General features: G+C 65.3%; 22 protein-coding genes. 9 read left to right on the top strand and 13 right to left on the bottom strand.

Going from position 1 to position 21,462, the window contains the following annotated elements; genetic code table 11:
- The first annotated feature begins 40 nt into the window (after positions 1-40).
- Both CH305_RS15470 and CH305_RS15465 read left to right on the top strand, forming a co-directional pair.
- Positions 41-1,489 carry a PH domain-containing protein gene (locus tag CH305_RS15470; RefSeq protein ID WP_256983787.1) on the top strand — a complete coding sequence of 483 codons (1,449 nt, stop codon included), beginning with the start codon at positions 41-43 and terminating at the stop codon, positions 1,487-1,489.
- A 6-nt stretch (positions 1,490-1,495) separates the two neighbouring features.
- Complete coding sequence (locus CH305_RS15465) at positions 1,496-2,197, top strand: uracil-DNA glycosylase (protein ID WP_094704137.1); 702 nt, start codon at positions 1,496-1,498, stop codon at positions 2,195-2,197.
- Here CH305_RS15465 and CH305_RS15460 read toward each other — a convergent pair.
- From CH305_RS15460 to typA, 5 genes are all read right to left on the bottom strand, one after another.
- A complete protein-coding gene (locus CH305_RS15460) occupies positions 2,124-2,576 on the bottom strand; it encodes a hypothetical protein (RefSeq protein ID WP_094704136.1) in 453 nt (150 codons plus the stop codon). The genes CH305_RS15465 and CH305_RS15460 overlap by 74 nt on opposite strands.
- A gap of 65 nt (positions 2,577-2,641) precedes the next feature.
- On the bottom strand, positions 2,642-2,800 hold the full coding sequence (locus tag CH305_RS29060) for a hypothetical protein (RefSeq protein WP_008714214.1): 159 nt from the start codon (positions 2,798-2,800) through the stop codon (positions 2,642-2,644).
- Between the two features lie 43 nt (positions 2,801-2,843).
- On the bottom strand, positions 2,844-3,737 hold the full coding sequence (mshB, locus tag CH305_RS15455) for an N-acetyl-1-D-myo-inositol-2-amino-2-deoxy-alpha-D-glucopyranoside deacetylase (protein WP_037153827.1): 894 nt from the start codon (positions 3,735-3,737) through the stop codon (positions 2,844-2,846).
- Positions 3,738-3,814: 77 nt separating this feature from the next.
- Entirely contained in the window at positions 3,815-5,623 is a 1,809-nt protein-coding gene (locus tag CH305_RS15450; RefSeq protein WP_094704135.1) for an ABC transporter family substrate-binding protein, read from the bottom strand.
- 103 nt (positions 5,624-5,726) lie between these two features.
- Entirely contained in the window at positions 5,727-7,664 is a 1,938-nt protein-coding gene (gene typA, locus CH305_RS15445) for a translational GTPase TypA (protein ID WP_032365354.1), read from the bottom strand.
- 175 nt (positions 7,665-7,839) lie between these two features.
- Between typA and CH305_RS29055 the strand changes: the two genes are divergently transcribed.
- On the top strand, positions 7,840-8,016 hold the full coding sequence (locus tag CH305_RS29055) for a hypothetical protein (RefSeq protein WP_094609726.1): 177 nt from the start codon (positions 7,840-7,842) through the stop codon (positions 8,014-8,016).
- Here CH305_RS29055 and CH305_RS15435 read toward each other — a convergent pair.
- Entirely contained in the window at positions 7,982-8,407 is a 426-nt protein-coding gene (locus CH305_RS15435; RefSeq protein ID WP_094704134.1) for a (deoxy)nucleoside triphosphate pyrophosphohydrolase, read from the bottom strand. The two genes, CH305_RS29055 and CH305_RS15435, sit on opposite strands and share 35 nt — an antisense overlap.
- A gap of 14 nt (positions 8,408-8,421) precedes the next feature.
- Here CH305_RS15435 and CH305_RS15430 point away from each other — a divergent pair, with 14 nt between their 5' ends.
- The gene (locus CH305_RS15430) at positions 8,422-8,703 is read left to right on the top strand and encodes a 4a-hydroxytetrahydrobiopterin dehydratase (RefSeq protein WP_094704133.1); all 282 of its coding nucleotides are present in this window, start codon (positions 8,422-8,424) and stop codon (positions 8,701-8,703) included.
- Here CH305_RS15430 and CH305_RS15425 read toward each other — a convergent pair.
- Complete coding sequence (locus CH305_RS15425; protein WP_094609667.1) at positions 8,648-9,865, bottom strand: mannosyltransferase; 1,218 nt, start codon at positions 9,863-9,865, stop codon at positions 8,648-8,650. The two genes, CH305_RS15430 and CH305_RS15425, sit on opposite strands and share 56 nt — an antisense overlap.
- Positions 9,866-10,165: 300 nt before the next feature.
- On the opposite strand from CH305_RS15425, the gene CH305_RS15420 reads away from it, so the two are divergent.
- Entirely contained in the window at positions 10,166-11,026 is an 861-nt protein-coding gene (locus tag CH305_RS15420; protein WP_094704180.1) for a hypothetical protein, read from the top strand.
- Between the two features lie 128 nt (positions 11,027-11,154).
- Here the strand turns inward: CH305_RS15420 and CH305_RS15415 are convergent, their stop codons facing one another.
- Complete coding sequence (locus CH305_RS15415) at positions 11,155-11,904, bottom strand: DUF1906 domain-containing protein (RefSeq protein ID WP_032402990.1); 750 nt, start codon at positions 11,902-11,904, stop codon at positions 11,155-11,157.
- A gap of 228 nt (positions 11,905-12,132) precedes the next feature.
- Between CH305_RS15415 and CH305_RS15410 the strand changes: the two genes are divergently transcribed.
- Positions 12,133-12,711 (top strand): TerD family protein, encoded by a 579-nt coding sequence (locus tag CH305_RS15410; protein WP_032380864.1) that lies wholly within the window; start codon positions 12,133-12,135, stop codon positions 12,709-12,711.
- Positions 12,712-12,844: 133 nt separating this feature from the next.
- The gene (locus CH305_RS15405) at positions 12,845-13,666 is read left to right on the top strand and encodes a hypothetical protein (protein WP_094704132.1); all 822 of its coding nucleotides are present in this window, start codon (positions 12,845-12,847) and stop codon (positions 13,664-13,666) included.
- Positions 13,667-13,744: 78 nt separating this feature from the next.
- On the opposite strand, the gene CH305_RS15400 is transcribed toward CH305_RS15405, so the two are convergent.
- Positions 13,745-15,097, bottom strand: a complete 1,353-nt coding sequence (locus tag CH305_RS15400) for a sialidase family protein (protein ID WP_143545285.1) — start codon at positions 15,095-15,097, stop codon at positions 13,745-13,747.
- 194 nt (positions 15,098-15,291) lie between these two features.
- On the opposite strand from CH305_RS15400, the gene CH305_RS15395 reads away from it, so the two are divergent.
- Positions 15,292-16,665, top strand: a complete 1,374-nt coding sequence (locus tag CH305_RS15395; protein ID WP_094704130.1) for a WS/DGAT domain-containing protein — start codon at positions 15,292-15,294, stop codon at positions 16,663-16,665.
- A gap of 75 nt (positions 16,666-16,740) precedes the next feature.
- The gene (locus CH305_RS15390; RefSeq protein WP_094704129.1) at positions 16,741-17,622 is read left to right on the top strand and encodes a PE-PPE domain-containing protein; all 882 of its coding nucleotides are present in this window, start codon (positions 16,741-16,743) and stop codon (positions 17,620-17,622) included.
- Here CH305_RS15390 and CH305_RS15385 read toward each other — a convergent pair.
- From CH305_RS15385 to CH305_RS15370, 4 genes are all read right to left on the bottom strand, one after another.
- Positions 17,588-18,061 (bottom strand): SRPBCC family protein, encoded by a 474-nt coding sequence (locus CH305_RS15385; protein WP_094704128.1) that lies wholly within the window; start codon positions 18,059-18,061, stop codon positions 17,588-17,590. The genes CH305_RS15390 and CH305_RS15385 overlap by 35 nt on opposite strands.
- Positions 18,062-18,071: 10 nt before the next feature.
- The gene (locus tag CH305_RS15380) at positions 18,072-18,431 is read right to left on the bottom strand and encodes a VOC family protein (protein ID WP_037153490.1); all 360 of its coding nucleotides are present in this window, start codon (positions 18,429-18,431) and stop codon (positions 18,072-18,074) included.
- Positions 18,432-18,447: 16 nt separating this feature from the next.
- Entirely contained in the window at positions 18,448-19,404 is a 957-nt protein-coding gene (locus CH305_RS15375; protein WP_037171606.1) for an alpha/beta hydrolase family protein, read from the bottom strand.
- A gap of 73 nt (positions 19,405-19,477) precedes the next feature.
- Positions 19,478-21,391 carry an alpha-amylase family protein gene (locus CH305_RS15370; RefSeq protein WP_094704127.1) on the bottom strand — a complete coding sequence of 638 codons (1,914 nt, stop codon included), beginning with the start codon at positions 21,389-21,391 and terminating at the stop codon, positions 19,478-19,480.
- Between the last annotated feature and the right edge of the window lie 71 nt (positions 21,392-21,462).

Below are 21,462 nucleotides of genomic sequence, written 5' to 3'. Positions count from 1 at the left end.
CGTCGAGGAAGAGCAACCGTGGCTACGCCTGGACAAGCGAATGTTGTTGGTGCACCCGGTGAACGAGGGCATCAAGATCCTGCCGGTGCTGCTGATCTCGTTCTTCGTCGGCAGCCAGAGCGGTAACCACTACTGGAGTCTCGGCATCCTCGCGGTCGTGGTGGTGTTCGCAATTCTGCGCTGGTTCACCACCAGCTACCGGATCGGCCCGGTACATGTGCAACTGCGCACCGGAGTGCTGCAGAAGAAGGTTCTGTCCATCCCGCGCAACAGGATTCGGTCGGTCGACGTGGAGGCGAACGTGCTGCACCGGATGCTCGGATTGTCGATCCTGCGGATCGGAACCGGCCAGCAGGCGGGCAAGGGCGAGGCCTTCGAGCTCAATGCCCTCGACACCTCGCTGGTCCCCGCACTGCGTGTCGATCTGCTGCAGCGAGTGTCGGGACAGATTCCGGCAGCCGATGGTATCCCCACCGCAGCACCGAATGCCGAAGTGGAGATTGCCCACTGGCAGTTCTCGTGGGTGCGATTCGCCCCGTTCTCGATCACCGGCATCGTCACCATCGCCGCTGCCGTCGGCGTGCTGTTCCAGTACGGACTGGGGCAGACGCTGGCCGAGTCGTCGGTGGTCTCGAACAGTATCGACTCCGCCGAGCAATTCGGAATCGCCGTGTTCGTCGTCGTAGCCCTGATCGCCCTGCTCGTCGTGTCGAGCATCTTCGCGTGTGTCCGCTACCTGTTGACCTACGCCAATCTCACTGTCACCGACCAGGGTCGCACCTTGCACGTCAGCCACGGACTGCTCCGCACCCGTCAGTCGACACTCGACCGCAAGCGGCTGCGCGGCACCTCCCTGTCCCAACCGCTGCTACTGCGTGCCGTCAGCGGTGCCCGCCTGGACGCCATCATGACCGGCGTCAGCGCCGAGAAGAAGGAATCGTCTCTGCTGCTCCCCCAGGCCCCGCAGGCCGAGGCTCTACGCATGATGACCACGGTGCTCGGCGACGCCGGTCTGCACGGCGGCGCCGACCGGCCACTGCTGCAACACGGCCCCGCAGCGCGACGTCGCCGTTACACCCGGGCAGCGCTGCCGCTGCTGGTCATCGCCGCCGGCCTGGGAGCTACGCAGTATTTCGGCGCGCCGATTCCGATCCTCGCGTGGACGGCGATCGGGGTGTTGTTCGTCGCCGCGGTCGGCCTGGCTCACGATCGCTACCGAGGCCTCGGCCATGCAGTGCTGCCCGGCTGGCTCATCACCCAACACGGCTCGCTGGACAGGACTCGGCACAGCCTCGAGGCCGCGGGCATCATCGGCTGGACGGTGCGGCAGACGTTCTTCCAGCGCCGCGCCGGGGTGGCGACCATCGTCGCGGCAACTCCGGCAGGCGTCGGCCACTACGAGGTGATCGACATCCCGGTGGAGAACGCGTGGGCCATGATCGACGCCGTCACCCCGGGAGCCGGAGACATCTGGCTGCGGCGCACCTGACCCGCTGTGAAGAAGGCACGCCCGCAGAGCATCGAACAACTCGACATCGCGGTATCGGAATGTCGCGCCTGCCCGCGCCTGGTGCGGTGGCGCGAACAGGTCGCCGCCGAGAAGCGGGCGGCATTTTCGGACGAAACTTATTGGGGCAAGGCGGTTCCCGGGTTCGGACCGGCCGATGCAGCTATGCTGATAGTTGGGCTCGCTCCGGCGGCACACGGGGCGAACCGCACCGGCCGAATGTTCACCGGCGATCGAAGTGGTGACGTGCTGTACCGAGCCATGCATGCCGTCGGGCTGGCAAGCCAACCCACCGCGACACATATCGGCGACGGGTTGACGCTCAACGGAGTTCGCATCACGGCCCCGGTGCATTGCGCGCCGCCGCAGAACAAGCCGACTCCGGCCGAACGAGACAGGTGCACACCGTGGTTGGAAGACGAACTGCGGTTGCTTCGTCCGACGTTGCGATCGGTGCTCGTTCTCGGCGCCTTCGGCTGGCAGTCCCTGCTTCCGATACTGGCCGCCAACGGATGGGAAATACCCAGGCCTGCACCGAAATTCGGCCATGGAGTTCGACTGGAGCTGGGCTCGATCACGGTGTTCGCCAGCTACCACGTCAGTCAGCGAAACACCTTCACCGGACTGTTGACGCCGACGATGATCGAGGATGTCCTTCGGGATGCGGGTCGGCATGCACGCATGCTGTGATCGCCTTCATCCGGAACGTGAACAGCAGAACACCGGCCGGGCCCGCCCCTGCAATGATGAGCAGCATCGTGCGCCAGTCGGCGAGCAGCAGCACATCGTTGCCCGGGCCGCCCAGCATGCACAGCACCACCGCGACGAACCAACCGATCAGGGGTGACGCCACCCAGATCGACCGCTCGGCAACCTTACGCGCGGCCAGGATCAGCGCGACGTTGGCGATGCCGCCGAGTAGTGCGCTGATGGGGAATTGCACCGAACCGAGGTAGGTCGGCAAGAAAAAGACCGACAGAATTCCGGAGAGAAAGCCGTCGAATACCAGTACTGCGACGGTCGCCCAGGACACCAGGGCGACAGTATTGGATGCGGCCTTCGAGATCATGCGCCCAATACTGCCTTGACCCGGGTTGTTTCAGTGCATCGCATTCAAAAACCGGGCACCGGCACTCAGGAAACCGGCGGATAGCCCAGCGAGGTGAGCAAGTTGCTCGCACCCATGGCGATCTGACCCAGAACGTACTGGTACAGATCTGCCTGCGCGCCGAACTGCGGCTTGAGAGAATCGACGAACGCGACGATGGCGTCCTGCACTACCCAGTTGTACATATGTGTTCCGCCCCTGCTGTGATGAGATCGACCCTGTGGTCATTCAGTGATGCGAAGCACAGCCTAGTACGCCGGCGAACAGGTCGGTCTCCCTGCCCGTCCCATCGACGCCGAGTGTGCCCCGAACCAGCACGTACTGCTCGTCCAGCAGGATCGGCTGGGCGATGTCGTTGGAGAGCGCGTACTCACGTCCCGACGGTGCGACGGTCACCTGAGTGGCGTGTGCGCGCAACGCGTCCCGCTTGGCGTCGAGCACACCGCGAATGTCGATGCTGGTGGTGATCGTGCTCTCGGGCACGCTGGGTAGCTCACCGTCGAGGGGCAGTCGCCATCCGGCCGGAATGTCGTCGATCGCGGCGAGTCCCGACTGCAGTTGGTCCTGACCGGTGACGGTCCAGTAGAACTTCGACACCTCCCAGGGCGACCCGGCCCGGGGGTAGGAATCCGTTCCGCAGACCTCGACGGCCTCGGTCACCAACGAGTGCACCTGCTGATGATCGGGATGGCCGTAACCGCCCTCGGGGTCGTATCCGATGACGACCTGCGGCCGAAGCTCACGCATCACCGCCACGAGCGCTCCGAGAGCCTCGTCGCGGTCCGCGTTGACGAACGCACGCGGCTTGCGGGCAGCAGACGTCCCGGCCATTCCGGAATCCCGCCAGCGGCCGGCTCCGCCGAGAAAGCGCGGCGGATTGCAGCCCAGCGCCGCGAGAGCACGGTGCAATTCCAGAATCCGATAGCCGCCCAGCTGATCGGCACGATCGACGACCAGATCGGCCCACGTCTCGCCGATCACCTCGCCCTCCTCGCCGAGCGAGCAGGTGAGTACCGTGACGTCGGCCCCGGCACGAACGTAGTGGGCAATGGTGCCGCCGGTGGTGATGGTCTCGTCGTCCGGATGCGCGTGCACGAGAAGAAGCCGCTGCGGCTCCGTCATCGCCTGCTCCGTCACTGCCTCTGTCATCGATCCAGTGCTCACTTCGTCATTGGTCGCGGTGTCGCCGCGGCGATCGGTCACGAGGGCGTCCGTATCCACTGCGCGGCGTCGGCGAAGATGCCGACCTCGATCGGGCCGGTCAGGGAGACGCCGGTGATGCCGGGAACTGCGGCCACCACCGACGAGTCCTGCATGATCGGCAACGTCGACGCCAGGGACCACAGCTTGGGCTCGACGTCGTTGGTGGCGACGGACGGATCGAGTCCGCTCACGAGAGCCCTGTCGATGGTCGGCCCGAGTTCGGGAACGCACAGGCCGGACAGATTTCGCGGGGCCGCCGCGCGGTCGCCGCTGCCTGCAGCAGGCTCCTGGACACAGCCGAACCGTGATGCCAGCGCCGTCGCCCGGTCCACTCCTGCACTGTTCCAGCCGACCACGGCATCGACGGTGCCCTCGGTCAACGCCGTCGAATACAACTCGTCGGCGGGCAGTGGGGTGACGGTCGCATCGATCCCTGCGCTGACGAGCTCGTCCGCAGCCGTCCCCGCGACAGCAAGCGCGATGTCGTCGTTCTCGACGGCACCGATCACGAACCGCAACGCGGTACCGGTCGCGTCGGCAAGACGGGGCACCCCCGGAACCGGAGCACTCGTGGTCGCCGGGTCGGCGGTCGGGGTACCGGTTGCCGGGGCGGTTGACGTCGGCGCGGTTGCAGTGGTCGGTGCGGTTGCATTCGGTGTCGATGTCACCACCGCGTCGGGCGTCGGAACGAAGCCCGCGCGTCGCAGCAGGTCGAGGGCCGCGGTTCTGCCGATGGGAGCGGGCGACGTCGCGGTGTATCCGGGGTCGGAGGGAGAGAGGAGCTGCGCTGCAGCTCGACGATCCGTCGCGCCACCACCTGCCCCGACGGTGGCGAGCAGATTGGGATCGAGCAAGCCGAAAATACCCTGGCGCACAATGGAATCCGACATATTGGCCGCTCGCCCGTTGACCGTCATCGACAGCACCCGAGATTGCCGGATCGTGTCGGTGCGGACGCCGGGAATTGCCGAGAGCTGCGCTCGCAAGGCCGCGTCACCACGAACCTGGGCGATCTGGGCGTCGGCCGACCGCAGAGAATCGGCCAGTTGCGCGGGGGTACCGCCGCGGCGGATGAGGATCTGATCGGGCGACGCGGGCTCGCCCCAGAAGCGGTCGTTGCGCTCGAGCAGAATCTCGTCACGACCCTGGTCGACGGTTTTGATGTTGAACCGGGATCCGGAGACCGGCACGTTGTCGGTGAGACCACCTTGGAAACCGCCGGGCGAGTCCTTGAGCAAGTGCGAGGGCACCAGGTCCGTGAACAAGCGCTGCCACGCCGGGTACGGCGATTCGAGAGTCACGTCGACCGTCTTGCCACCGCCCGAGGATGCGACGTCGCTGATCAGGGCATACCCGGCGGAATCGACCACACCGGGTTGGGTGATCATCTGCTGCCACAGGTAGCGGAAATCCTCGGCGGCGATCGGTGCGCTGTCGGACCACTGCGCCTCGTTGCGCAGCTGATAACGAATGGTGAACGGCGACTGCGAGGTCACCTCGGCCGAGATCATCAGCGACAGGTCGGGTTCCCAGGTGGTCACCCCGGTGTCGACGTTTCGAATCGGCCGAAACGGGCTGGGTAGCACCAGGGAACTCACCGCGGCCGTTGCGGGCGATTGGTCTGCCAGCAAGTGCGGGTTGAATCCGATCCCGACGTCGTCGATGGCGACGACCACCGGATCACCGGTCTTGGCCGGAACCATCGTCGTGCTGACCGGCGTCTCCACGCTCTCGATGGGAGGTGGCGGATCCGCGGTGCACGCAGTGAGTACCAGTGCGATGGCAGAAACCAGAACCGCCGGCATCAGCACGTTGCGCAACGAGGATCTCCTTCGTGATCGGCTACCGGTACAGGAGAAGCGACGCCCCACAAAAGTGACACGTCGCTTCTCCCGCACGAGATGAGTCTTACAGAGCAGCCTTGTCGCGAGTCTTGCTGCGTGAACGCTCACGGGCGCGCTCGTTGGAATCGAGGTGCACCTTGCGGACGCGGACGACCTCGGGGGTCACCTCGACGCACTCGTCGCCTGCACAGAACTCCATGGCCATTTCCAGGTCCAGCTTCTTGGGCTTGGCCAGGGTCTCCATGACGTCTGCCGAGGACTGACGCATGTTGGTCAGCTTCTTCTCGCGGGTGACGTTGATGTCGAGGTCTTCCTGACGCGGGTTGATGCCCACGACCATGCCCTCGTAGGTGTCTGCGCCCGGCTCGACGAAGAACGTGCCGCGGTCGGCCAGCTGGATCATCGCGAACGGGGTAACGGTGCCGTGTCGGTCCGAGACGAGCGAACCGGTGTGGCGGGCGCGGATCTCGCCGGCCCACGGCGCGTAGCCGTGGAACACGGCGTTGGCGATGCCGGTACCGCGAGTGTCCGTGAGGAACTCGGTGCGGAAACCGATCAGGCCACGCGAGGGAACGATGAATTCCATACGAACCCAGCCTGCGCCGTGGTTCGTCATCTGGACCATCTTGCCCTTGCGTGCGGCGAGCAGCTGAGTGACCGCACCGAGGTACTCCTCCGGTGTGTCGACCATGAGCTCTTCGAAGGGCTCGTGCAGCTTGCCGTCGACCTGCTGGGTGACCACCTGGGGCTTGCCGACAGTGAGCTCGAAGCCTTCACGACGCATCTGCTCGACGAGGATGGCGAGTGCGAGCTCGCCACGACCCTGAACCTCCCAGGCATCGGGGCGACCGATGTCGAGGACCTTGAGCGAGACGTTGCCGATGAGCTCCTGATCGAGGCGGCTCTTGACCATGCGCGAGGTGAGCTTGTGGCCGCTGACGCGTCCGACGAGCGGGCTCGTGTTGGTGCCGATGGTGACCGAGATGGCGGGCTGGTCGACGGTGATACGCGGGAGAGCGACCGGGTTCTCCAGGTCGGCGAGCGTGTCACCGATCATGATGTCCGGGAAGCCCGCAACGGCGACGATGTCTCCTGCGACACCCTTCTCGCCGGGAACGCGCTCGACGCCGATCGTGTTGAGCAGCTCGGTGATCTTGGCCTTCTGGACGACGGGCTCGCCGTCGACCTCACGCATCCAGCTCACGGTCTGGCCCTTGGAGAGCTGTCCGTTGTGGATGCGGACCAGGGCGAGGCGGCCCAGGAACGCGGATGCGTCGAGGTTGGTGACGTGCGCCTGCAGCGGCGCGTCGACGTTGCCCTTGGGTGCCGGGACGTAGCTGAGCAGAACCTCGAACAGCTCGTCGAGGTTCTCGGCGTCGGGAGCGTGTCCGTTCTGGGGCTGGACCTTCGAGGCCTTGCCCTCACGACCGGAGGCGTAGAGGACGGGGAGGTCGAGTGCGAGCTCGGCTGCCTCGGACGCTTCGTCGTCGAGATCTGACGCCAGATCGAGAAGCAGGTCGTGGCTCTCCGAGACGACTTCTTCGATACGCGCGTCGGGACGGTCGGTCTTGTTCACGACCAGGATCACCGGCAACGACGCGGCGAGCGCCTTGCGCAGCACGAAACGGGTCTGCGGCAGCGGGCCCTCCGATGCGTCGACGAGAAGGACGACGCCGTCGACCATGGACAGGCCGCGCTCGACCTCTCCGCCGAAGTCGGCGTGGCCGGGGGTGTCGATCACGTTGATGACGGTGATGGTGCCGTCGGCATTGCGCTTGTGAACGGCCGTGTTCTTGGCCAGGATCGTGATGCCTTTTTCTTTTTCGAGGTCACCCGAGTCCATGACGCGGTCGATCGCTTCGGCACGTTCCTCGAACGCGCCGGACTGTCGAAGCATGGCGTCGACCAGGGTGGTCTTGCCATGGTCGACGTGTGCAACGATGGCGACGTTGCGAAATGTAGTGGTGCTGTCGATGTTGTCTGCACTGCTTGGGGCGCTCACGCGAAAAATTCTCCTGGAGTCGAATGCGGGCTCTTGTTCGCTAGCGGGCTTATGTCGCTAGAGAAGCGCGCTGCACCGCGAGGTTCTCGCGACTGATCGAGTTTACCCGTAGTTCGACCGTGCCCCGCGCCACCCTCAGGTCTGTGACCTGCGCCACCCATTAGTCTTGGTGCTCATGGGCAAGATAAAGGCCGCAGATGTCTCGGGGATGAAGCCCAAGAAAAAATGCTGCCGCAAGAAGGTTCGGTGCATCAAATGCCCGGTCGTCATCATGCGAATGAAGAAGCTCGAATCGGCAGGCGCAACCAAGAAAGACCTCAAGAAGGGCCTGAAGACAGCTCGGGCGAAGTGAGCAGGATGTCCAGTAGCTCGGGTAACCAGAGCCGGTCGGCATCGACCAGATCCATCGTCGGCAGCGTCTCGGCGTCCACCCACCGCAGAGCCGAATGTTCCAGCGCTGCAGGGGTTCCCGAGACCAGCGTCGCGCAGTAGGTACGAAGCACCAGTCCGCCGGGGAGATCGACATCGCCGTTCAGCGCGGCACCGATGGAGCACTCGACTCCCAATTCCTCGCGAAGCTCACGCGCGAGCGCTGCGTCCTCGGACTCCCCCGGCTCCACCTTGCCGCCCGGAAGTTCCCAGCGGCCGGCCAGCTCCGGCGGACGGGTTCGTTGCGCGAGCAGGAGTCGGCCGTTCTCGATCAACGCGGCAGCGACAACCACGGCGGTAGGGGTACCGGACATGCCACCATCTTTCTATGACCGAACTGCTGACCGACCGCGACATCGAGGACTCCCGGCTCACCGACTGGACGGTGGTGGAAAAATCCCTGACGCGAACCGTCGAACTGGGCTCGTTCCCAGCAGCCATCGAGGCGGTGAACCGCGTGGCCGACGCCGCGGAGGAGGCGGACCATCACCCCGATATCGACATCAGGTGGCGGACGCTCACCTTCACGCTCTCGACGCACTCTGCCGGCGGTCTCACGCAGAAGGATGTGGATCTGGCGCGTCGGATCGACGAGCTGATCGCGCACTGATGCGTCCCGCATAGACGACCCAGCCGAGGAAGAGAGCAGAGCCGATCACGTCGACGGCACCCGCCCATGCCTCGAACCCGGGACGAGGGATGGTCCAGATCGATTCCTGGAAGAAGCTCAGCAACCACGGCACCCCCACCGTGACCGTCACCAGCCAGTATCCCGCGACGAGCTTGGCACCGGCGATGTTGCGCAGTGGACCGTGCACCAGCCAGATCACCATCGGAATCACCCAGATCCAGTGGTGCGACCACGAGATGGGCGACACCAACAGGCCGAGGAGTTGGACGATGACCAGGGTTCCCAGGTAGTCGCGGCGATCGAGTGCTCGCCATGCCGACACGGCAAGGACCGTGGCGATCACTGCGGCGGCGATCCACAGCGGCCCCTGGCCGACGTCCTCGCCCACGATCCGGCTCAGCGCTCCGCGCAGAGACTGATTCCAGACCGAACCGACGGGCCCGATGCGGTCGGCGTCGCCGAGCAACGTGGTGAAGTAGGTGGCGGCCTGATGCCCGAGCACCGCGTAACTGACCGCCACCGTCAGCGCGAAGGCCACGGCCGAGAATGCTGCGGCCTTCCACCTGCGCGTGGCCAGGAAGTACAGGCCGGTGATGGCCGGGGTCAGCTTGATTCCCGCGGCGAAGCCGACGAGGCCGCCTGCGACCCACCACCGCGAGCTGCGTACGGCCAGTAGCGCCAGCAGCACCAGAAAAACGTTGACCTGGCCGTAGTCGAGAGTTGTCCGTACGGGTTCGGACCACAGCCCCAGCGCGGTCCACAGCATCGCGATCCGCACCCAGCGCGGTTCTGCGGCACGCCCGTCACCCAGCACCATCGACAGCGCCAGCCGAACCACCGCGAACAACGCGGCCATGGTCGCGGCCTGCCAGACGACGCCGACCACCGTGAACGGCAGGTAATGCAGTGGGAAGAACACCAGGGCTGCGAACGGTGGGTACGTGAACGGAAGCGGAAAGTCCGGGGTCTGCACCGAGTAGGTGTAGTCGTACAGGTTGTCGCCCAGCAGCGCCGCCGAGCCCTCTACGTACACGTGCAGATCGACGAGGTTCATGCCGTTCGGTGTCACGAAGGCCCAGACGAAGCGGCTGATCACCGACATCGCCAACAGAACGGGGGCCAGCCGAACGAGTCGGTTCACTGTGCGTGCGGTTCCGTTCGGTATCGGTGCTGTATATCGATAGCGAAGCTTATAGGTCGTCACAGGCCTTCCCTAACCACGTGGGTAGACGAGTAACATTTGCATCACCTTTAACACTGATAACTCCAGTAACAGGCTATTGTTTGTCCCTGCGGAGAATTCGCAGCGTGGACCACATAGACTGCCCTGGCACAGTTGCGACGGGGAGGGTTCGACGTCAACGGCTGTACATCGGGGATCGCGCTACATAGAGTGACCCCTCGAGCACCGGCTGTCGCCGGGGCCCGCGTCATGATCAGAATGGGGATTATCACCGTGCTTCGTACCCGCGGAACGCGTCGCGTAGTGACGGCATTTGCCGTTGCAGCAGCCGCCGCACTCGTCGTGCCGACCAGCGCATCCGCACAGCCTCTGGTGCCCATGGCGCCCGCTGATCTGCCTGCTGCACCGGCCGATCCCGCCGCGTTGATCGCTCAGTTCCTTCCCGCTCCCGGTGAGCCCATGCCCAACCTGGCCGACATCGAGGCGCTCGCCTCGTTCGCGCCCGCGATCGTCGGTGCTGCCGCTGGACCCGCCGATGTCGGAGCCGCTCCGGCCGCAGATCTGCTGAGCCAGGCTCGCGCTCTGCTCGAAACGGCGCAGCTGCCAGAGCAGGTCAAGTCGCTGCTCGAGTCCGTCATCACCTTCCTGGACGGATCCGGCGGCGGTGGTCCGGAACTGCCCGCCGACGGACCGGCCATCACTCAATTCCTCTACCCGACGCTCGGCAAGGGGTGCATCTCCGACACCGCCGATTCCGTCGGAACTGCTCTCGCCGTACCGGGCCCGGCCACGTTGCCTCCTCCCGGACCGGCCGCGGGCCAGGCAGGTTTCGTGTTCACTGCGCTCGGCACCGCCCCCATCGCCGCCGAGCAGTCGGCTCCGCTCACCGTCACCTGGCTCAACATCGACAACCGCCGCTCGGGAACACAGGACCTGACCGGCGCGGCGAAGATCAACGCCGACGGCCCGGCAACGTTGTCGGCCATTGCCGATACCGGTCCCGGACGCGTCCTGTCGGTGGTCTCCGGCTCGATCACCACGCAGTCGAAGGAAGATCCCGCGGCCGCTCCCCGCAGCTGCACCTTCCTGCCCACCATCGGAACGGTCTACGTTTCGTAGATCCTGCGCACGACGCAATTCGCCCCCGGCTGTTCGTCAGCCGGGGGCGAAATCATTTCGAAGATATTTCGGACAGTCGACTTACATCGTGGAAGGCGACAAACACCGCGGAATTACATCGATGTAATTCAGGTGATATCGGCGGCGGATTTCGACCACTGCCCGTAATCGGCTTTGAGAATATTGTTGATGTCCACTTTGACTCCGCCGACAGAATCCTTGTCGATTCGGATCTGATGAATATGCGCCGCCGGGTGAACGAAGCCCTTCGGGGTCCCCCAATTGTGCTGCCAATACCACTGGCCGAGACCGGCTACCGAGGCCAATTCGATGGTGGGCGAATTGGCATAGATGCCGGTGTTCTCGGCCCCGATCACCGACTGCCAACCCAGGATGTACGGCGCGATCAGAGTCGCGAACTCCACCGCGGAGGGATTGTCGTCGATCGACGCGTAGATCGGGCGGTCCGCGGGACCTCCGGCAGCCGTGTGGAGTTCGAGGCCGCGCTTGGCATGCTTCACGCCCGCTGCGTACCCACCGCGCCAATCCGACGTCGCTCCTTTTCCGAACTGGTAGTTCGAGACCACCTCCAGTCCGGCGGAGGTGAGCGAGTCGGCCTCGGACTTACGCATCGGCTTGCCGATCATCCAGTTCGCGTCGGGTCGGCGATCGGAGACGTACCGCACCGCCCCGAGGTGACCGGCCTGCTTGATCGCCGAGGCCGACGGCACCCCGCCCGAATAGTCGACGAGTGTTCCCAGTCCGGCGTCCGCGTGCGCGGTCGCCGTCCCCAGCGCAACCAGACCGACGGCGGCAGCGGACCCTGCGGCGGCGTATTTGAACAGTTCACGTCGCGAAACCTGCACAGAAATCTCCATCGTTCGATCGATCGCCGCGGCGCGCCTACTCACAGAACTGCACCACCACTGATACTTTGTGATCTTTTGTCGTATCCCACCACAAACCCATCGGTACCGCCAGCCCCACTGTTCACACCCCTCACGCTCCTCCCGTGGTTCACACCGGCAACTCGGGCACCGCGACGGCAGGCATGAATAGGGTGGGTACGACGATGCACGGACGAACCTGCGAAGGAGTGGATGGACATGGGCGTAACTCTCGCCAAGGGTGGAAATGTCTCACTGACGAAGGAAGCACCGAACCTGACCGCTGTCTCCGTCGGACTGGGCTGGGACGTCCGTGCCACCACGGGCGGCGACTTCGATCTCGATGCCAGCGCCATCGGCCTCGGCACCACCAAGAAGGCGCTGAGCGACCTCTACTTCGTCTTCTACAACAACCTGCGCTCCCCCGACGGTGCCATCGAGCACACCGGTGACAACCGCACCGGTGAAGGCGAGGGCGACGACGAGAGCATCGATGTGGACCTGGTGGCCCTGACCCCGGAGGTCGACTCCATCGTCTTTCCGGTGTCCATTCACAACGCAGACGCGCTGGGGCAGAACTTCGGTCAGGTCGTCAACGCCTTCATCCGCGTCGTCGACAAGTCCGACGGACGCGAACTCGCCCGCTTCGACCTCAGCGAGGATGCCTCCACCGAAACCGCCATGGTGTTCGGTGAGCTCTACCGCCGCGGTGCCGAATGGAAATTCCGCGCCATCGGCCAGGGCTACGCATCGGGCCTGGAAGGAATCGTTCGGGACTTCGGCATCGACGTGGGCTGATCCGTTCGTGGACAGTCTCGATCGGACCGTCTCGATTGAACAACGGATTCCGGCAGAACTTGTGACGTCGAGATGATGTGTGGTGATATCAGCGCAACCGCAACATAAGCCACATCAGTCACAGGAGTCACACATGTCTCGTCGCCTCAGCCGTCTGGCGGGCGCGCTCGCGCTCTCCTGCGCAGCATTGCTCGCAGTCCCCGCTACCGCGACAGCGGAGCCGGCACCGGTCGATCCGCTGGCCCAGGCAATTGCCGCACTGCAGGGTCAGGGCGGTGCATCTCTCGAGGCCGCGAATGCCATCGCCGACTCGCGCACCCCGGTCGCCGAGGATGCGAGCACCGATCCGTTCGCCGCGCTGAACGCAGCCAACAAGGCGTTGACCGATTTCGGCATCACCCCGTTCTTCTACCCGACTGCGGCCGTCAACTGCGCGGCGACGGGTGCCTCACCCCTCGGCATCGTCCCGGGCGTCGCCGGTGGTGCCGGCGGACCGTGGCCCCAGCTGTCCGTGCCGCCGATCGCCACTCTGCCCGGCCTGCCCTCGATCGCCGTGCCCGAACTCAACGCGGTGAACAAGGGCGAGACGATGTTCGCATTCGTTCCGGCCGGCATCGTGAACGACTCGGCCGACAAGTCCGGCATGCAGGTGGCGTGGTTCAACGTCAACACCCTGCAGGGCGGCTTCGCCGACTTCGGTGGGCTGGCCACCACTCTCGCCCAGTCGATCCTCGACAACTCCGGCATTCCGGCAGAGTTGAAGGAGCTGGCCCGGCCTCTCGTGGTCAACGCACTCAATGCATTGCCCGCTGCCGGTGCGCGCGCCGTGCCCGTGGAAACCGGATCGGGAACCGTCCTTGCGGCGGTGTTCGGCACGGTGAACCACAAGGGAATCGACGGCACCGACAAGAGCTGCTTCTTCTTCCCCACCGTGGGTCTGGTCAACGTCGCCTGATCGACGTCGCCTGATCGACGTCGCCTGATATCGAAAGTCGAAAGGCCCTGCAGCGCGCGCTGCAGGGCCTTTCGCTGCTCATGCTCCGACTGCTCGGCCCAGCCTCCCCACTACTGCCTGCATCTCGGTGCGTTCCGAGCGCACCGCCCAGGGACGCTGCCGGTTCCTTCCTCGCATCTGCATCGCGGCTCCCGTGAGCAGGTCACCGTTGGGGGCGAAGTGCACCCGAACGATGTCGTCGAGTGAGCGTCCCAACGCGAGATCCTTGACACCGCCGCGGAAGCCGTGCGGAAACAGTGGTGCGTCGGGTTCGTTGTACTTGCCGCCGACGAACACCGGGCGGCCGGTGCGAAAGTCACGACACTGTGCGATGAACCCGTGGAATGCGCGCCCTCGCTCACGCCCGTAGTAGGCGATGCCCACTCGCCCGGACCCGGTGGCGGTGATGGCGGCGAGTCGGGCATCGCGCACTCCGGGCGCGGAGACGACCACCGGCCTCGACCAGGTCACCGTTCCGTCGAAGGACCAGGCGGCATGGAGCACTCCGTCGCGGTCCGGCCACACCACGTAGACGTTGCCCTCGTCGTCGACGGCCGTCGACTCCGGCAGCCGATAGCGCGAACCGAGCAGCAGAAAATGCAGTGGGTTGTGGTACCGCGCCAGTGCCGACCCGGGGACCATGCGGACATCCCAGGTCAGACCCTCGTCGTGACTGACTGCCACGGCGAACCGTCGACCGTAACGGCCGCCGATGTAGACCGTTCCATCCGGGCCGACGACGCCCTTGCCGAACGTGACGTACTCGCGGCTCGGTAGACCGGGGATGTTCTTCGGATCGATGTCGAATCCGCCGGCCACTTCCCACTTCACGCCGCCGTCGTAGGACCGCCAGATCACCTGACGGGTCACGTTGATCAGCGGTCGTACACGTAGTACGAACGGCGTCGGAGCAGACAGGTACGTCACCCTCGCACTGCTCGAATTACGTGGGCCGGCAAAGATTTTCGCGTTCGTTCTGGCTTTGGACGCCACCTTTCGGATGCGCCAGGTCTCACCTCGGTCGTCACTGACCCCGAGAGCGAATCCCGTCCGAAACAGGCGCTGCGGTGCCGCGCCGAATGTGCCGGCATGGAGAAACAGTCGGTCGTCGACATCGTCGAAGTACAGGTACGGCCGACGTCCACCGTTCTGCATGCCCTCCGGAACCGATGCGCGCCATGAATTTCCGAAGTCCGACGACCGCAACACACCGATCCCGTCGACGGTGAAGGCAGGCGCGAGAAAAACGGTGTTGTCCGACGCGACCCCGAGGGTGCACGCCGCCGAGCCGTACTCCGTGTAGGAGATGTCGGTGACGTAGTCGGCCGAGGCGGCAGCGTTGGTCGAGGAACGCAGACCCGCCCGATAGCCCGAAGCAACTCTGGGCGTCACGACACCGACCATGCCGGTTCGCGGCGTTGCGTACGGAGGGCGAGGCGATGCATCGACCCAGGCTAACGGGGATTCGGCGAGTAATCGCCGAGGCAATCGAAGAAGTCCTCGGCCTGTGGTGGTGAGAGTTCACAGAACCGAACTGGTCAGTTCGTAACCGGTCCGGTCCGGCCGCGGCGCTTAGGCTCTACCGTGTGCCCCGCGATCGCCCCGACGACAATCGCCCCGAGTCGATGCGTCTGCACCCGGCCGATGCACGGGCGTACTGGATGGCGTCGAAGATCCCCAGCGACCAGTTTCTGCTGTACTGCTTCGACACCGGGCCCGACGACCTCGATGCCGAGGTGGTCCGACTGCTCGAACGCAGCGCTCGCATCGACGTACTGAGCCGACACGTCACCGATGCGCCTCTCGGCCTCGACCATCCCCGGTGGACGTCCGCGAATCCGTGCACCGACGCGATCATCGTGCACCGGGCACCGCGCACCTGGTCGGAATGCCTCGATGCGATCTCGTCGTCGTTCGAGCATCAGGTGGACCCCCGAGTATCGGTGTGGTGTCTGCAGCTGCATTCGCAGGTCTCCGACGCTCCTGGCGGAGCAGGACCGGCTATCGTTGCTGTACTTCAACTTTCGCACGCAGCGGCCGACGGGGCCCTGGCATCGAAGACCGCCCGCGACCTCTTCGGCACACATCGACTCCCGCCCGCAACCGAGAGCACCTCGCGTTCCACCGGGACCGAACTGGCCTCCGCAGTGCGGGCCGCTGCAGTCCTTCCGCTGCGCATGGCGCTGATGGTCCGCGGCGGTCTACGCGCTCGACGTGACGCGCTGGCCCTCGGGCGAGCCACCGACTCGGATTCGATCCCGCCGCCTGCTCGGTCGCGGGCCCTGACAACCCTCGACGTACCCCCCACCGGCCGGACGTCCGTGCGGACCATCGTTCTTCCGAAGTCCGATCTGCACGCCGAGGGCACCACGGTCACCGCGTTCGCACTCACCGCCATATCGATTGCACTGCAAGCCTTTCTCGACACTCCAGAGGATCTGGCCGCGGAGGTGACTCTCGCGCGACAGACGCGTGGATCCGCGCGCAACAACTTCGGCAACGTGGGAGTCGGGCTGTTCACCGCAGAGCCGGATATTCGCACACGCATGCGCCTCGTCTCGGACGACTTGGCCGCACGGAGAGTTCGCGCCAGTCATCCACTGACGGAGGCGGCCCGCGCCTCCCAAGACGAGGTCGAAGTACACGTGCCGGCGTTTCTGGCCGAATGGGGAGTCGCGCAGTTCGATCCGACCGCGACGCCACCGACGGTCACCGGCAACACCGTCGTGTCCAGCGTCTCGCGTGGTGCCGCGGATCTGACGCTCTGCGGCGGTGCCGTCCGGTTCACCACAGGCTTTCCCGCCCTCTCCCCCGCCATGAGCCTGACCCACGGAATACACGGCATCGGCACTACCGTCACCATCGGAATCACGTCCAACAGCGCCGCCGTACCCGACCCGGACCGCTACGAGACGCTGCTACGCGACGCCCTCGAACAGGTGCGCGCTGCCTTGACCTGATCGGGACCGAACTGCCAGACAGTTCTCAGCATTTGCCGGGCGACGAGCTCAGGTTCGACCGCCAGACTCGACACCATGAACCACGATCAGGTCACCGTCCTCGCCGTCGGGGGTACCGGAGAATCGCATCCGTCCGACCACCGGACGTCGGTGACCGGACTGCTCGCCTGTGTGGTCGGTGAACTCGACGACCGTTTCGTCGGCCGATGGGTCGGCTACCCGGCGTCGTACGGTCCCGTCTCACTCGGCGGACTGTGCTTCCGGCACAGTGCCGACATCGGCGTCCGACGCCTCCGTCGCGCAGTCGAAAGCACCACCGGGCCGATCGCACTGATCGGCTATTCCCAAGGTGCGACCGTTGTGCGCGAGGTGCTCGGACTCGTCGCCGACGGAACGATCGACGGCACCCGAATCGTCGCTGCGGGCTTGGTGTCCGATCCCCAGCAACCGGCCGGCGCGGTGAGCGGATGCGCTGGACGAGGGGTCGCAGGCACGGGTCCGGCTCTGCCCGAGTCGATTCCGGTTCGGTGGATCGGCCTCGAGACCGACATGATCTGTAACGCCAGCGACGACAGCCTGATTCGCGACATCGCCGACCTCACCCGCTGGATGTCGTTTCGCACCCCGAGGATCTGGCTTCGCGAACTGTGGACCTTGCTGCGCAGCAACAGTTTCCAGAATGCGACCCGAACTCGCCTGCGACCGTCCCAGTGGGTGAAGGATGTTCGACGCCTCCGCACCGCGGCCACCGAGGTGGCCGGCTATCTGCCGCAGTCGATGCGCTGGCACCGATTCGAATGGGCCAACCCCGGCGGCGGCCGCCACATCGCCTACGCGCGTGAACCGTACGACGGCGAACTCACCGGATGCCAGGTACTCGCGCGCTGGCTGGGCGAGCGGGCAGACCGCCTCGAGGACCGATTCAGCCCTTCTCTGCCACAGCCGCGAGCTGCCTGAGGCCCTTCTCGAAATCCGGTCCGACGAGCTTGTCCATCGAGAACACTTTTCCGATCAGAGCGAAGAGCTTGTTCTGTTTGCCCGACATTCGCCAGGTCACTCGGGTTCCCTCGGCGTCAGGCTCGAGCAGGAACGCCGTGACGTTCCGGTTCTCGAACGGCTTGGTGAACGCAAGATCGAGCACCACTCGTTCAGCCGGAATCGACTCGGTGATGGTCATCGTCCCGGCACCGGCCTTGCGGTTACCCGACCACGAGTACGACGCCCCCACCCCAGCGTCGGGACCGGTGTAGGTGCGCTGTAGACCAGGGTCGAGTCCCTCGTAGGGCGACCACTTCACCCACTCGTGAAAGTTGTCGATCAGTCCGTGCACGGTTGCGGCGTCGGCCCGGACGAGGGCCGATCGCTCGACGAGTACCGGGTGGGTTTCGCTGGCCATGACGGTTCCTTCATTTTCTTTTGCACAAGCAGAAGATGTGCCCCGCGGGATCGCGGTACACCCAGAACGAGGACTGCGCGTGGTCGATGAGTGTCGCCCCCGCGTCGACGACGAAGTCCCGTGCTTGTTCCATGTCGTCGACCACCAGGTCGAGATGGATCTTGATGCCCTCGCTCGGCCAGTCGATCGGGGTGAAGTCCGGTGCCCGCTGAAACGCCAGGCGGAGTTCACCGGGACCATGGACAACCACCCAGTCGCCGTCGTCGTCCACCGATCCCCAGCCGAGGATGGTGCTGTAGAAGCGAGCCAGCTCAGCGGGTTCCGGGCAGTCCAGCACCGTGTAGTCGACGGTGATTCTCGGGGGCGTCATGGCGACAGAGTAGCTATCAGCCGCCGAGCGCAGGGGCAATTGTCTCGAACCATGCCTCGTGCAGATGCTGCTCCCAGTGGTTCCACCAGTGCACACCGGTACCGGTGATCTTCACGTTAGGTCGCCCGCCTGCGGCCTGCAGCAACGGAACGAATGCACGGCTGCTCATGCCGGCGGCGGTCTCCAGCGGAACCATCTGCGCGAACTTGACCGGGTCGAAGCTGCTGCTGGCCGGGTTGAACACAGGGTCCGTAGCCGGTGAGCCGCTCCCCGAAGAGACGAAGACTGCCGTGTTGCGCAATGCGCCGACGTTGAGGGACGGGTCGTTGCGGATCCAGTCCGCGGACGGCCAGCTGCCCCACATGTTGCGAGCGTTGCCGCCCATCTCGCCGACGGCCACCGAGATGCCCTGCGCAAATCCGGGGCTGCTCGCGGTCGGGTAGCCGCTGAACGATGCCACCGCCTTGTAGAAATCCGGACGATGCGCGGCCAGGTTGAGCGCGGAGGTTCCGCTCATCGACAGTCCTGCGACGGCATTGTTGACGTTGTCACTGCCGAAACGATCGGCCATGACGGGCGGCAGTTCCTGAGTGAGGAAGGTTTCCCACTTCACTCGTCCGAGCTTGGGGTCGTCGCGCTGCCAGTCGGAGTAGAAGGTTCCGCCGCCACCGAACGGAATGACCACGTTGACGTGCTTGTCGGCGAAGAAGCTCTCGACGTCGGTCTCGATCAGCCAACCGCTGTTGTCCTCGGGCGCGCGCAGCCCGTCGAGCAGATACAGGGTGGGCGCGGGTCCCCCACCGGCAGCTTTGAGCACCTTGATCGGGATGTCCTTGTCCATCGACGGCGAGTAGACGTAGACGAGCTCGGAATCGGCCCTTGCCACACCGGTCCCCATCAGCACCGTTGCCATCGTGGCTACCAATACCGCCACCACAGCGAGCACCAGACTTCGTATCCGAGCATGCAGCATGGAGATTGTCCCCTTGTTCGTATCGACCGACCGTCTCGGGGAGGGTAACAGCCCGGTCACGGTAACGCTCCTTCTAGCGCAGAGGGCTGTCGACGATCCACCACGCCGCGTACGGGGGCAACCACACCGATCCGGAGTCGTCGACGTGCAGATCGTGTTGCGAGAGCACCTCGGTCGGAGCCGGGATGCCGAGCTCGATCAGCTGCGCGTGGGGAAAGGGTCGATGGTCGGCCGTCACGTTGTACAGGCCGACCAGGGTGCCGCTCGGATGACGCCTGCGCACGACGAGCAGACCATCGTCCGACTCGGTCTGCACGTCCACCGGTGCCTCGGCGTGCAGCATCGGCAGACCGGCGCGTACCTTCGCGATTCGAGCGATACCGTCGAACACCCGCTGCGCGTCGCTTCCCTGCTCGAACCGACCGGCGCGGTCGGCGTCGGTGACGCGGGGGCGATGCACCCACCTGTTGTCCTCGGCATGAGCCGGTTCGTCTGCCCAGTTCGGGTCTCCCGGGGAGCCGAGCTCGTCCCCGCTCCACACGACGGGAATACCGCCCCAACCGGCAATGATGGCGTGCGACAGAAAGATTCGCCCGAACGCGCCGTCGGGATCCAGGCGGGACGGGCCCAGGCCGGTGAGCGCGGCCGCGGTTCCGCTGATCCGGCGGTCCCCGGTGTCGGGGTTGTACTGGAACACGAGACCTTCGGCCCAGGAGGCCTCGAATTCACCGGAGTACCAGTCGGCCAGAAAGTGCCGATGCCCTGCGCCCGAAAGTCCGAGTGACGCTGCGTCGCCGTCGTCGATGGCCCAGCCGATGTCGTCGTGGCAGCGAACGTAGGTCACCCAGGTGCCACTCGGCGGCGTCGGGGGCAGCGACGCCAACGCGTGACGCGCCAAAGCCGTACTGCCCGTAGCCAACATCGACCAGACCTGCACCATCAACGAGTTGTGGTAGGCGATGTCCGAGACTCGTCCGGTGTGCCGCCCCTGGCCCAGGTACGGCAGCAGATCGCGGGGTCCGACGATCGCCTCGGCCTTGAACAACGTGGCCGGAGCGGCGAGTCGAGCGGTGGCGCGCAGGGCCTGGGTGACCGCATGCACCTCGGGTTGATTCTGGCAGTTGGTGCCGAGCCGCTTCCAGAGGAACGCGATCGCGTCGAGGCGCAGCACCTCCACCCCCAGGTTGGCCAGATGCAGCACCACGCTCGCGAACTCCTGCAGCACAGCAGGATTGGCCCAGTTCAGATCCCACTGCCATTCGTTGAACGTCGTCCACACCCATTCGCCGAGCTCGTCGTCGAACGTGAAGCTGCCGGGAGCGAAGTCGGGAAATACCTCGGGGAGAGTGCGCTCGTACGAGTCCGGAGTGGTCCGATCGGGATAGATCAGGAAGTAGTCACGGTATTTCGGATCACCGGCACGCGCCTTGGCTGCCCACTCGTGCTCGCGAGCAACGTGATTGAGAACCAGGTCGACCACCAGGCTGATACCGCGTTGACGCAGCGTCTGCGCGAGGGTGCGCAGATCCTCGTTGGTGCCCAAGTCTTCTCGCACGGCGCGGTAGTCCATCACCGCGTATCCGCCGTCGTTGTCGCCGGGCCTTGGCTGCAGCAACGGCATCAGGTGCAGGTAGGTGACACCGAGGTCGGTCAGATGGTCGAGCCGCTCGCCGACCCCGCGCAGCGTCTGTCCGTACCGGTCGACGTAACAGGCGTAGCCGAACATGTCGGGCTGCTGAAACCAGTCGGGCTCAAGCAGTCGACGCTGATCCAGCCTGTGCAGATCCTCGGCTCGGGCGGCATAGGCGCGAGCGGCGATGTCCACCAGTCCGGCCGCCACGGCGTCGGGATCGGGATAGACCGCAGTGACCGCGTCGTGCAGATCGGGAAACCACTGCTCGAGACGCAACTCGAACGTCTCGCGTCGGTGTGCGGGAAGTTCGGCGAGTATCTCGCGGGTGACGTCGGAGACGGCGGGGTGAACCATGGACTCATTCTGGCATCGACCCCAGCGTGCGGACGCGCATACATCCGGTTACCGCGGGGTATCAGAGCGGC

Origin of the sequence: Rhodococcus sp. 15-649-2-2 (assembly GCF_002258645.1) — a bacterium.
Taxonomy (GTDB): Bacteria; Actinomycetota; Actinomycetes; order Mycobacteriales; family Mycobacteriaceae; genus Rhodococcoides.
This window is presented reverse-complemented; position numbering and strand designations above follow the sequence as displayed.